We start from the raw sequence: 12,170 nt of genomic DNA on the forward strand, positions 1-12,170 counted from the left end.
TTCGTACGAACGCGATTCAGCGATCGTACGTGTGTTCAATGGGCGTAGCGGCCCCCAGCGCGGGCACCAGCGCCTCGTGCGGGCCGTCGCGTATCAGTGCGAGCGGATGGCCGAATGCTTCGCTTGCGCGCGCGGCAGTGAGTACGTCGCGCACCGGCCCGGCCCAGCAAGCGCCGCGTCCGTCGAGCAGCAAGGCATGCGTCGCGTAGCGGCGCGCGAGATTGAGATCATGGCAGGACAGCACCACCGTGCGCGACTCGATCGATACCCATCGCTTCAACGCTTCGAGGCAGGCAATCTGGTGATGCAGGTCCAGATGCGCGAGCGGTTCGTCGAGCAGGAGCAGCGGTGCGTCCTGACACAGCGCCGCCGCAAGCGCCACGCGCTGGCGTTCGCCGCCCGAGAGCGATAACACGTCGCGCGCCGCGAACGATTCGAGGCCAAGCTGTGCGAGCGCGGCATGCGCGGCGGCGCGGTCCGCGTCGCTTTCCCACCCCCAGCCCCAGCCCGCGAGGTGCGGATAACGATTGAGCAGCACGATGTCGAGCACGCTTGCGCTAAAGGCGTCGCGCACATCTTGCGGCATCAGTGCGCGACGTTGCGCGAGACGTGCGGGCTTCCAGTCGCGCAAGGCAAGGCCATCGATTTCGACATGCCCCGCAGCGGGAGAACGCAAGCCTGCAAGCGTGGCGATCAAGGTGGTCTTGCCCGCGCCATTCGCTCCGGCCACGCACCAGATTTCGCCGGCGCCGAAGCACTGCGTGAGATTCTCGACGAGCGTGCGTGAGCCCACGCGCAACGCGAGCGCATGCGTGGCCAACATCGATGGCACGTGCGTGGTCATGTCGGGCGCCTGCGTAGCAACATCCACAGGAACATCGGCACGCCCGCGAGCGCAGTCACGACGCCCACCGGCAGTTGCGTGGGCGCGGCCAGAGTACGCGCCGCGAGATCGGCGGCCATCACGGCGAGGCCGCCCGCGAGCGCCGCCGCGGGCACGAGCATGCGCTGGTCGTTGCCGAACGCAAGCCGCAACACATGCGGCACGACGAGCCCGACGAAACCAATGGTGCCACCCGTCGTCACTGCCGCGGCCGCCGCGAGCGACGCCGCCAGATAAACGCCCAGACGCAGGCGCAGCACCGGCACGCCGAGCGCCTGCGCGGCGGCGTCGCCGCGCAGCAGCACGTTCAGACGCGGCGCCGCGCTCACAGCGAAGATCAGCACCAGTGCCAGCGCGATCCACGCGGGCCATGCCCTGCCGATACCGTCGAGATCGCCCGTTAGCCAGAACAGCATGCTGCGCAGCCGCGCGTCGGGCGCAAGCGTGAGCAGCAGGGTGATGAGCGCGCCCCACCCCGCTGCCGTCACCGCACCGGTGAGCAACAGGCGCGGTGAGCTGTCCTGCGGTTCACCGCGCCAGAGTTCGCGGCGCGCGAGGCCCAGCACCAGCAGGATCGACACGAAGGCGCCCGCACAGGCGCTTGCCTGCACGGCCCACCATGCGAAGCCCGCGATCATCGCAACGAGGGCGAAAGCAGCGGCGCCACCCGAGACGCCCAGAACGTAGGGCTCCGCCAGCGGATTGCGCAGCAGCACCTGCAAGAGCGCGCCCGCCAGCGCCAGCAACGCGCCACACGCAAAGCCGCCAAGCGCGCGCGGCAGACGCAGCGTTTGCACGATCTCGACCGCAAGTTCGCGCGGCCCTGCATCGGGCCAAAGCGCGTGCACTGCCTGAGTGAAGCTCACCGGCACGCTGCCGATTACGAGCGACGCGAAAAACACCGCGCAGGAAGCGAGCGCGAGCACGCACCAGATCGTCACGGCACGGCGCGCGTGCATCGCCGGGCGAGCGGCGCCAGGCGCGCGCGATGTCGGCGGCGCGTGGGCATGGCGCGGTTCGTCGGAGCTTACGGTTCGCATCGTGGGCGGTGGTCGAAATCCAGTCGGTATCGGCGAGTCTCAGAAGGTCTGCTTAGCAGGTTTCGCTATTGTCCGTTTTTTTGCCTGTTGAGATGAAATGGCCGTAAATCACGGGCGCAATGCAGCACGCGACATGCACGCAACATGCACGCAACAAGGCCGCGCCAGCCACGTCTTGTGCCCTCTTTCAGGCGGCCCTGGATGGCTCTCGTGTGTAGAAACGCCCGATCGCGCGCGTCAACAAAGCGTCATTATTGCGGCGCACATGCACTCGCGAGGGCTTCGCGTCCGTCCAATCGCATTGCCGCGGGTCTGCATTTTGTGCCTGAAACTGCAAGATACGGGCAAGAAGTAGGGTTGTTACGTCTGGAAACGTCGCGGATGTCGGAATACGCGACAATCCGCGCTAGAATGCCTGTCTTTAGAGGACGCAGCACATGCTCAACGAACTCGAAACACTCTCACAAAACATCGGGCGGCTGATCGAGATCAATCAGCGCCATCATGAAGCACGCGTGGCGCTCGAAGAGCAACTCGCGCAATTGCGCGCGCAATGCGAAGCGACGCGCGTCGAACTCGAACAGGTGCGCGAAGAGCGCAACGCGCTGCAGGCCGAGCGCGATGGCCTGTCCGCCAAGATCGACGACGCGCAGGTCCGACTGAACGCGATCCTCGAAAAGCTGCCCCGCGCCCGCGCGGGTGCAGATCGCGAGAACCAGCTCGATCTGCTCGCCCCATCGCAGGACGCCGCCGACGACAATGCCGCTCGCCACGGAGAAAATGCATGACGAACAAACAGATCGAAGCGACGATTCTGGGCCAGACCTATCGCCTCGCCTGTTCGCCGGAAACCGAAGCCGCGTTGCTTGAAGCCGTCGCGCGCGTGGATGCGGAAATGTCGAAGATCCGCAATCACAGCAACGTGCGTGGTCAGGACCGTATTGCAGTGATGGCCGCGCTTTCGCTGGCCTCGGAACTGCTGCGTTTGCAGACCAGCGTGCGACACGGCGAAGCATTCCCAGCCGAAGAAATCCGTCGTACAATGCGCCAAATGAATGAACAGCTTGGCGCGGTGATCCAGCAGTACGGTGTGCAATAAGCGCGGTGTTCGAAATACAGTATTCGATACCTGGCGCTGTAAAAGCAGCCTCATCATGCGCTAGAATGCAGTTCATGGAAGCGTACACAGTACGTTTCGAAACAGTTTAGTCAGTTTCCCTGCCTGGTTCGCCAAGGTCATATATTCCTTGAACCAATGCCATGTGCACGGTTGCGGAAATTTGTAGCACGGGTGTGCGCGTCACTAGTCTGATGTACCCGAAGTGCTGCTAACTGCGACCAATTCTGAACCCTCGGTTCAGGATGCCGGCCTAGCGGCTAAGGCGGGGACCTATTCAAACGGCATCGGACATTGCGTCCGATGCCGTTTTCCGTTGGGGCCTCCCCCACCTCTCCCTCTTCCGACGTTCTCCTTCGACTCATGCGCTACTGGCTAATGAAGTCCGAACCCGACGAAGCAAGCATCGACGATCTCGCGAACGCGCCGCAACGCACCTTGCCGTGGACCGGCGTGCGCAACTATCAGGCGCGCAACTTCATGCGCGATACGATGGAGGTCGGCGATGGCGTGCTCTTCTATCATTCGAGCTGTCCTGAGCCAGGTATCGCGGGACTCGCGCAGGTGTCGTCGACGCCGTATCCCGATCCCACCCAGTTCGATCCGAACAGCCCCTACTACGATGCGAAATCCACGCAGGAGAATCCGCGCTGGATGCTCGTCGACGTAGTGTTCAAGAAGAAGTCTGCGTTGATACCGCTCGCCACCTTGCGCGAGCATGACGAACTCGCCGGGATGCGCGTGCTCGCCAAAGGCAATCGCCTTTCCATTACGCCGGTTACGAAGTCCGAGTGGGACTTCATTACGAAGCGACTGATGTAACGCTTCGACTTCATTCGGGGCAATCTTTAAAGATTGCAAAACGCCCTGCCGATAGCGGGAACCGCGCGCGCGGCGCATCGCTCAAAGAACACGCACGGCCCTGCACACACAGCCGACACGCCCTCGCGAACTTACGCACAATCATGCGCTCGCGCGGGCCATGGTCGTGTCGATGTACGTGTGCCGGCCGCCTGCGCAATCCGTTCTGCAAGGAGCCCAAAATGAAGAGAACAACCGCCGTCACGCTCGCCGCCGCTTTTGCCGCTGCTGTACCGCTGGCCATGACGCTTGCGCCGCGTGCTGCGTACGCACAGAGCGAAGCGCGCTATCAACCTTCGGGCGTGCTCTCGCTGTCCTCGCAGGCAAGCGCCGAAGTCCCGCAGGACGTCGTCACGATCACGCTGTTCTACGAGCAGGAAGCGAGCGATCCCGCCACGCTGACCAACACGCTCAATCAACGCGCCGATTCGGCGCTGCAAAAAGCCAGGGGCGTCGCGGGCGTGACCGCGCGCTCGGGCCAGTTCTCGATCTATCCGTCCACCGATCGCGATGGCCGCATTTCCGCGTGGCGCGGCCGCACGGAAGTCGTGCTGGAGTCGCATGACTTCGCGGCGGCGTCGAAACTCGCAGGCGAGATGGCTTCGGTGATGCAGGTGGGCAACGTGCAGTTCTCGCTGTCGCCCGAAGCGCAGCGCGCCGCCGAACAGAAGCTCTCCGGCGAAGCGATCGCCTCGTTCCGCGAGCAGGCCTCCGCTGCCGCGCGTGCATTCGGCTACGGCAGCTACTCGATCCGCGACGTGAACGTGGGCCACAACGGCGTCGCGCCGCGTCCGATGATGATGATGAGCGCACGCGCCGCCAGTGCCGATGCGAAGATGGCGCCGATGCCGCTGGAAGGCGGTACGTCGACGGTCACGGTCAACGTGTCGGGCTCGGTGCAGATGAAGTAAAGGCTCACCCGGCGCCCGCCGCATTAAAAAAGCCACGGCAAAAACCGTGGCTTTTTTAATGCGGCGGCGCGCGCATCAGCGCGCCGAATCAGCTCTTCGCGGCAACCGTCTGCTGCGAAGCCGGATTGCGCTTCGCGCGGCGATACGCCCAGACCATCAGCAACACGCCCGCGATGATCATCGGCAGCGAGAGCCATTGACCCATCGAAAAGCCCAGCGCGAGCAGGCCGAGGAAGTCGTCGGGTTCACGCGCGAACTCCACCGTGAAGCGCGCAAGACCGTAGCCGATCAGGAACATCGCCGAGATCGCGCCCACCGGACGCGGCTTGCGCGAGAACAGGATCAGCACGATGAACAGCGCCACGCCTTCGAGCGCGATTTCATACAGTTCGGACGGATGACGCGGCAGCAGGTGATACTGCGCGAACACTTCGTTCAGATGCCACTTCGCAGCCAGCGCCGGATGCGTCTGCAGCCAGGCGGCGTCGTCGTTCGCCGCGCCCGGGAACATCATCGCCCAGGGCGAATCGGGCGAAGTCACGCGACCCCACAGTTCGCCGTTGATGAAGTTGCCCAGACGCCCGGCGGCCAGGCCCGTAGGGACCATCGGCGCAACGAAGTCGGTTACCTGCAGCCACGTGCGCCCGCGCTGCCATGCGAACAGCACCATCGCGAAGGTCACGCCCAGGAAGCCGCCGTGGAACGACATGCCGCCTTCCCACACCTTGAAGATGTCGAGCGGATGCGCGAAGTACCAGCTCGCCTTGTAGAACAGCACGTAGCCCAGCCGACCGCCGAGGATGGTGCCCAGCACGCCGTAGAACAGGATGTCGTCGATGTCCTTGACGGTCCAGCCCTGCGCGGCCACGAACGGCAGGCGCAGGCGCAGACGGCCGATCACGATCGCGAGAATGAAGCCGACGAGATACATGAGGCCGTACCAGCGCACGGCGAGCGGCCCCAGATGGATGGCGACAGGGTCGAAATTCGGGTGAATGAGCATCGTAGAAAGCGTTCTTGTCGGCGGTGAGCTGTGAAAGCGGATTGCAGGATGCGCCGCGCCTGGCGACGCCGAAGCGTGACATTATCGCCGACGCGCAGGGCCGCGAGCCATTTTGCACATCGGGCACTTTAGGGGCCGGATATGAAAGCGCCATGCGCGCGCGACACATCGCCTGGTCGCAGCCCCTGTAAAGATATGGCCCGAATAATAGCCTGGACATTGGGCGTTTCAAGGACCATCCTGTTTTGACAGAGCCGAGACACGTCCAACGGAGACTCCCCATGCCCTACAACCGTCGTTCGAAGCACATCACGCAAGGCGTCGCGCGTTCGCCGAACCGCTCGATGTATTACGCGCTCGGCTACGAGAAGGCCGATTTCGACAAGCCGATGATCGGCATCGCCAACGGCCATTCGACCATCACGCCGTGCAACGCGGGCCTGCAGCGCCTCGCCGACGCGGCCGTGGAAGCCGTCAAGCGCGCCGACGCCAACGCCCAGACCTTCGGCACGCCGACGATCTCCGACGGCATGTCGATGGGCACCGAAGGCATGAAATACTCGCTGGTCTCGCGCGAAGTGATCGCCGACTGCATCGAGACCTGCGTGCAGGGGCAATGGATGGACGGCGTGGTCGTGATCGGCGGCTGCGACAAGAACATGCCGGGCGGCATGATCGCGCTGGCGCGCATCAACGTGCCGGGCATCTATGTGTACGGCGGCACGATCCGCCCGGGCCACTGGAAGGGCAAGGACCTGACGATCGTCTCCGCGTTCGAAGCCGTGGGCGAATTCACCGCCGGGCGCATGAGCGAAGAGGACTTCGAGGGCGTCGAGAAAAACGCCTGTCCGTCTACCGGTTCGTGCGGCGGCATGTACACCGCCAATACGATGAGTTCGTCGTTCGAGGCGCTGGGGATGTCGCTGCTCTATTCGTCGACGATGGCCAATCCCGATCAGGAAAAGGTCGATTCGGCGGCCGAATCGGCACGCGTGCTGGTGGAAGCCGTCAAGAAGGACCTCAAGCCGCGCGACATCATCACGAAAAAGTCGATCGAGAACGCCGTGGCGCTCATCATGGCCACGGGCGGCTCGACCAATGCCGTGCTGCACTATCTGGCGATCGCGCATGCCGCCGAAATCGACTGGAGCATCGACGACTTCGAGCGCATGCGCAAGAAAGTGCCGGTGATCTGCGATCTCAAGCCCTCGGGGCAATACGTGGCGACCGATCTGCACGCGGCGGGCGGCATTCCGCAGGTGCTCAAGCTGCTGCTGGACGCGGGCATGCTGCACGGCGACTGCATGACCATCACCGGCCGCACCATGGCCGAAGAACTAAAGGATGTGCCGTCGAAGCCGCGCGCCGATCAAAAGGTGATCTACCCCATCGAGCGGGCGCTCTACAAGGAAGGGCACCTCGCGATCCTCAAGGGCAATCTCGCCACCGACGGTGCCGTCGCCAAGATCACCGGCCTGAAGAACCCCGTCATCACCGGCCCGGCGCGCGTATTCGACGACGAGCAGAGCGCGATGGAAGCCATCCTCGCCGACAAGATCAAGGCCGGCGACATCGTCGTGCTGCGCTACCTTGGGCCGAAGGGCGGGCCGGGCATGCCGGAGATGCTCGCGCCTACATCGGCGATCATCGGCAAGGGGCTGGGCGAATCGGTCGGCCTGATCACCGACGGGCGCTTTTCGGGGGGCACCTGGGGCATGGTGGTGGGCCACGTCGCGCCCGAAGCCTTTGAGGGCGGCGCGATTGCGCTGGTGCAGGAAGGCGACTCGATCACCATCGACGCGCATCAACTCCTGCTGCAACTCAATATCGACGACGCCGAGCTGGCGCGCCGCCGGGCGGCATGGAAGCAGCCCGCGCCGCGTTACACCCGTGGTGTGCTGGCGAAGTTCGCGGCACTCACGCGGCCCTCGAACCTGGGAGCGGTGACGGGATAAGGCTGGACGCGTGTTTGTCGCCATGCATCAATAGACAAAAGGGCGCGCTGTCAGAACGCGCGCCCTTTGCTTCTATAATGCGACGACACAGCCGGCGACCACGCTGGCGGAGACCAGCATGAAACTGAAGTCGCAAGCGAAGAACAAGACAGCGACGCCAGCCGCCCCGCTGGCACGGAGCATCGCAGCACTAGCCGCATTGGCGTTGAGCTGCACGTTTGCAGCCCCGGCCGCCCACGCGCAAGGGGGACCGGGCAGCACCCCTGGCGGCCTTGCGCTCGCACAGCAACAGAACTGCATGAGCTGCCATTCGGTCACGCGCACCTTCATGGGTCCCGCCCTGCGCGATGTGGCGTCGAAATACGCAGCCAGGCCCGAAGCGCAGACCTATCTTGCGCACAAGATCATGGAAGGCAGCGCGGGCGTATGGGGCATGGTGCCGATGCCCGCCAACACGCAACTGAGCCCGGGCCAGGCGGCCATGCTCGCGAGCTGGATTCTTACGTTGAAGTGATCCTGGAGATCACGCGCTGGGCGTTTGACCCGTCGTGGTCCCATGCGTGGCGCGCGCGGCCAGTTCTTCGCGCACCGCCGCCTTCACCCAGCCCTTGAGCTCGGTTTCGAGCGCGAGGCCAATCTCGCGCGACACCTGCCCCACGATCCAGTGCGAATGCTCCTGCATCGCTGCACTGCAACGCTGTTCGATCACACCGCGCCCCTCGCCGGTCAGCCAGCTCAGCGCACGTCCGCGCAGGCGTTCGACCAGCGCGTCGGCATCCTGGGCGTAGAGCGCATAGGAATCTTCGCGCACGGGCGCGGTGACGGGTTCGCTCGCGGCTCCATGCGCGGCTTGATGCGCGAACTCAGGTGTTGGCTCAGGAGCGAGCGTGGGCTCGTGCACCGAATGCACCGCTGCCATCGTCTCGGCAGACGTGGGCGTCGCGAATGGTTCCGGGGCGGACGCCGGCACCAAACCGGCCAGCGCGGCTGCGTCCGCCGCTTCCGGCACCCGCGAACGCTCGAACGGCGAGCGCGCGCGCAGCAGATTGCCCGCCACGAGGATGTCGCTCAAAAGCGGGATCGGGGCCTCTTCGATCTCATGCAGGTCGGACACGATCACCTCCTTCGGATATCGATCCGGCAAATCACCAGGCGCGGCAGGCGAGCGCTGCTGCGAGCGCTCAACCACCCTGCCTGTAGTTGTTCAGCGTATAGCCGCGGTCGCGATAGAAACGATAGCGCTCGCGGCCCGACGCCAGTTCCTCGGGCGCATCGCCGATCACTTCCAGCAAACGCTCGAAGCGCGCGAACTGCGGCGGCACCGCAGCGCCGAGGTTCAGCAGCACGCGATGATGCGGCGCACGTTCGAGATCGGCGGTAAGCACGATGGGCGTCTGCACGGCCTCCGCGTTGTCGGCCATGCAGTGAGGCACAAACTCAAGCGGCGAGAAGGTCCACAGCAGCTCGTCGAAGGTACGCAGGCGCGCCGGCTCGGCCAGCACGACAACCTGCTGGTCGGCCAGATACGCCTTGCGCACGAGGCGGCAAGCGTACAGCAGCGCATCGCCCACGTTGGTGTGGAAGTCGATGCGCGTCATGCCGCGTGCCCTTCTTTCGTTACCTTCACTACGTTCAACGTCATTGCCCCGCGCGACCGTCCGCGGCCCGATCGATCAGGAACTGCGCGAGCAGCGGCACCGGACGACCCGTCGCACCCTTGGCCGCGCCGCCCTTCCATGCCGTACCGGCGATGTCCAGGTGAGCCCACGGATACGCTTCGGTAAAGCGCGACAGGAAGCACGCCGCCGTCACCGCTCCGCCCGGACGTCCGCCGATATTGGCGAGGTCCGCGAAATTCGACTTGAGCTGGTCCTGATACTCGTCGTCGAGCGGCAGGCGCCAGGCCGGGTCGTTCGCTTCGCGCGACGCGTCGAGCAGCTCGCCGGCGAGCGCATCGTCCTTCGAGAACAGACCGCTGTTGTGATGGCCGAGGGCAATCACGCAGGCGCCCGTGAGCGTGGCGATATCGATCACGGCAGCCGGCTTGAAGCGCTCGACGTACGTGAGCGCGTCGCACAGGATCAGGCGGCCTTCGGCATCGGTGTTGAGCACTTCCACCGTGAGGCCCGCCATCGTCGTGACGATGTCGCCCGGCTTGGTGGCGTTGCCGGCCGGCATGTTCTCGCAGGTCGGAACCACGCCGATCACGTTGAGCTTCAGGCCCATTTCCGCGACCGCACGCATCGTGCCCAGCACCGAACCCGCGCCGCACATGTCGTACTTCATCTCGTCCATGCCCTCGCCGGGCTTGAGCGAAATGCCGCCCGTGTCGAACGTGATGCCCTTGCCAACCAGCACGATCGGCGCGGCCTTGGCGCTGGCGCCCTGGTAGTGCAGCACGATGAACTGCGGCGGTTCGACGGAGCCCCTTGTTACAGAAAGAAACGAGCCCATCTTGAGCGCTTCGATCTGGCGCTCGCCCAATACTTCGGCCTTGAGCTTCCAGTCGCGGGCGAGCTTCTTGGCCGTGGCCGCAAGATACGTGGGCGTGCAGACGTTGCCCGGCAGATTGCCGAGGTCGCGCGTGAGGTCCATGCCGTTGGCCAGCGCCACCGCCTGTTTGGCCGAAACCTTGGCGGCCTTTTCGTCGGCGGCGTCCACGCTGAAGACGACGCGCTTGAGCGCGCGCTGGGCCACATCGGGCTTGCTCTTCATCTGCGTGAAGCGGTAGGTCTCGTTGCGCAGCGCGAGGATCGCGGCGCGCACGGCCCATTCGCCGGTGCGTTCCTGGATGGGCAACTGCGCGAGCGAGAACGTAACCTGGGCGATGCGCGTGCCGAGAATCGCGCGCCATGCCGCCCGGACCGCTTCGCCATAGGCCTTCTGGCCAAATGCATCCTGCTTGCCGAGGCCGACCAGCAGCACGCGCGAGGCGCCGATGCCAGTGACTTCCGGCAGGAACAAGGTCGACCCGGGCTTGCCGTCCATGTCACCGGCCTTGACCACGCGGGCGATGGTGCCGCCGAGCGCGCCGTCGATCACGAACGCCGCGCCGGAGAGGGTCTGCGCTTCGAAGACACCGACCACGACGCAATCCGACTTGCCGGTCAGGAAGGGGCCTTCCCCGCCTTTGCTCCAATCACAGGCTTTTATGCTAAAGTCCATCGCGCTTGTCCTCGGATAAAATCAGGGCTTAGGATGAAAGCCGCAATTATCCGCTATTTTTCCCGCGGCGGCTCCTGGGTGGTAGCGCAAGCTGCGCGGCGCCCGGCGCAGGCCGCCCGCCCTGCCCATCTAGAATGATCTTCGAACGTTCCCTGCAGCGCGAACTCGCGTACACGGCCGGCGCCGTGTTCATGGTTCTGCTCACGATCATGCTGACGACGATGATGATCCGCATCGTCGGCTTCGCGGCATCGGGCCAGATCGACCCGCGCGACGTGCTGGTCCTGATCGGCCTGACCGTGATCGGCTATCTCGCCGTGATGCTCATCGTCACGCTCTTCGTGTCGATCCTGTTCGTGCTCACGCGCTGGTACAAGGATTCCGAAATGGTCGTCTGGCTCGCCTCCGGGGTGAGCCTCACGCGCCTGATCAAGCCGATCGCCGTGTTCTCCACGCCGATCATCCTTGCGATCGTGTTCTTTGCCTTTATCGGCTGGCCGTGGTCGAACGCGCAGAGCAAGCTGATTCGCGCGCGCTTCCAGCAGCGCGATGAAGTGTCGCTGCTCGCGCCTGGCCAGTTCCGCGAATCGCCCACCACGCATCGCGTGTTCTTCATCGAAAGCATGAGCCCCGACCAGGCGCGCGTGGAGAACGTGTTCGTCACCAGCACGGAAAACGGCAAGGTCAACGTGATCGTGTCGAAGACCGGCCACACGGAAATCACCAGGGACGGCGACCGCTTCATCGTGCTGGAGAATGGCCGCCGTTACGATGGCGAACCGGGCCACCCCGACTTCCGCATCTCCGAATTCCAGCGCTACGGCGTGAAGATCCAGAGCCAGCCGGTGGTCAATACGCCCACGTCCAGCACCACGTCCACGCCGGATCTGCTGCGCAACCCGACCAACGACAACCTGGGCGAGTTCGCCTGGCGTATGGGTCTGCCGTTGATCGCGATCAATCTGATGCTGCTGGCGATCCCGCTCGCGTACCAGAATCCGCGCCGCAGCCGCACCATCAACCTCGTGATGGCCGTGCTGATCTACCTCACTTATTCGAACCTGCTCAACGTGGTGCAGTCGCAGATCGAGCAAGGCAAGATGGCCTTCGGCGTTGGCCTTGTGATCCTGCACATCATCGTGCTCGCGCTCGTCGTGTTTATTTTCTGGCTGCGTGTGCGCAACCGGCCGCTCTTTACCCGCGCGATGTTCAGCCGCGCGTCGCAGGGGAACTGA

General features: G+C 64.5%; 13 protein-coding genes and 1 other RNA gene. 8 read left to right on the plus strand and 6 right to left on the minus strand.

Going from position 1 to position 12,170, the window contains the following annotated elements; all coding sequences use genetic code 11:
* Window positions 1-16: 16 nt before the first annotated feature.
* Window positions 17-844 (minus strand): ABC transporter ATP-binding protein, encoded by an 828-nt coding sequence (locus tag F4827_RS18480; RefSeq protein ID WP_260175282.1) that lies wholly within the window; start codon window positions 842-844, stop codon window positions 17-19.
* Entirely contained in the window at window positions 841-1,842 is a 1,002-nt protein-coding gene (locus F4827_RS18485) for an iron ABC transporter permease (protein WP_260175291.1), read from the minus strand. Before F4827_RS18485 ends, F4827_RS18480 begins: the two co-directional genes overlap by 4 nt.
* A gap of 518 nt (window positions 1,843-2,360) precedes the next feature.
* Here F4827_RS18485 and F4827_RS18490 point away from each other — a divergent pair.
* From F4827_RS18490 to F4827_RS18510, 5 genes are all read left to right on the plus strand, one after another.
* The gene (locus F4827_RS18490) at window positions 2,361-2,711 is read left to right on the plus strand and encodes an ATPase (RefSeq protein ID WP_183725704.1); all 351 of its coding nucleotides are present in this window, start codon (window positions 2,361-2,363) and stop codon (window positions 2,709-2,711) included.
* Window positions 2,708-3,022, plus strand: coding sequence for a cell division protein ZapA (locus F4827_RS18495; RefSeq protein ID WP_167062519.1), 315 nt, complete (start codon window positions 2,708-2,710; stop codon window positions 3,020-3,022). Before F4827_RS18490 ends, F4827_RS18495 begins: the two co-directional genes overlap by 4 nt.
* 113 nt (window positions 3,023-3,135) lie before the next feature.
* A non-coding RNA gene (gene ssrS / locus F4827_RS18500) (6S RNA) lies at window positions 3,136-3,316 on the plus strand.
* A gap of 87 nt (window positions 3,317-3,403) precedes the next feature.
* Window positions 3,404-3,862: an EVE domain-containing protein gene (locus tag F4827_RS18505; protein ID WP_183725706.1), complete on the plus strand. Its 459-nt coding sequence runs from the start codon at window positions 3,404-3,406 to the stop codon at window positions 3,860-3,862.
* A gap of 221 nt (window positions 3,863-4,083) precedes the next feature.
* Window positions 4,084-4,812, plus strand: a complete 729-nt coding sequence (locus F4827_RS18510) for an SIMPL domain-containing protein (protein ID WP_183725707.1) — start codon at window positions 4,084-4,086, stop codon at window positions 4,810-4,812.
* Between the two features lie 88 nt (window positions 4,813-4,900).
* Here the strand turns inward: F4827_RS18510 and lgt are convergent, their stop codons facing one another.
* Window positions 4,901-5,815: a prolipoprotein diacylglyceryl transferase gene (lgt, locus tag F4827_RS18515; RefSeq protein ID WP_183725709.1), complete on the minus strand. Its 915-nt coding sequence runs from the start codon at window positions 5,813-5,815 to the stop codon at window positions 4,901-4,903.
* A gap of 281 nt (window positions 5,816-6,096) precedes the next feature.
* Here lgt and ilvD point away from each other — a divergent pair, with 281 nt between their 5' ends.
* Together ilvD and F4827_RS18525 are read left to right on the plus strand one after the other, a co-directional pair.
* Window positions 6,097-7,770: a dihydroxy-acid dehydratase gene (gene ilvD, locus F4827_RS18520; protein WP_183725712.1), complete on the plus strand. Its 1,674-nt coding sequence runs from the start codon at window positions 6,097-6,099 to the stop codon at window positions 7,768-7,770.
* A gap of 118 nt (window positions 7,771-7,888) precedes the next feature.
* Window positions 7,889-8,284 (plus strand): c-type cytochrome, encoded by a 396-nt coding sequence (locus F4827_RS18525; RefSeq protein WP_183725714.1) that lies wholly within the window; start codon window positions 7,889-7,891, stop codon window positions 8,282-8,284.
* A gap of 9 nt (window positions 8,285-8,293) precedes the next feature.
* Here the strand turns inward: F4827_RS18525 and F4827_RS18530 are convergent, their stop codons facing one another.
* From F4827_RS18530 to F4827_RS18540, 3 genes are all read right to left on the minus strand, one after another.
* Window positions 8,294-8,884 carry a DUF2486 family protein gene (locus F4827_RS18530; protein WP_183725716.1) on the minus strand — a complete coding sequence of 197 codons (591 nt, stop codon included), beginning with the start codon at window positions 8,882-8,884 and terminating at the stop codon, window positions 8,294-8,296.
* A gap of 67 nt (window positions 8,885-8,951) precedes the next feature.
* A complete protein-coding gene (locus tag F4827_RS18535) occupies window positions 8,952-9,368 on the minus strand; it encodes a DNA polymerase III subunit chi (RefSeq protein WP_183725718.1) in 417 nt (138 codons plus the stop codon).
* A gap of 40 nt (window positions 9,369-9,408) precedes the next feature.
* Window positions 9,409-10,935 carry a leucyl aminopeptidase gene (locus tag F4827_RS18540; RefSeq protein ID WP_183725720.1) on the minus strand — a complete coding sequence of 509 codons (1,527 nt, stop codon included), beginning with the start codon at window positions 10,933-10,935 and terminating at the stop codon, window positions 9,409-9,411.
* A 134-nt stretch (window positions 10,936-11,069) separates the two neighbouring features.
* On the opposite strand from F4827_RS18540, the gene lptF reads away from it, so the two are divergent.
* A complete protein-coding gene (gene lptF, locus F4827_RS18545; RefSeq protein WP_183725722.1) occupies window positions 11,070-12,170 on the plus strand; it encodes an LPS export ABC transporter permease LptF in 1,101 nt (366 codons plus the stop codon).

This window comes from Paraburkholderia bannensis, from assembly GCF_014200455.1.
GTDB lineage: Bacteria > Pseudomonadota > Gammaproteobacteria > Burkholderiales > Burkholderiaceae > Paraburkholderia > Paraburkholderia bannensis_A.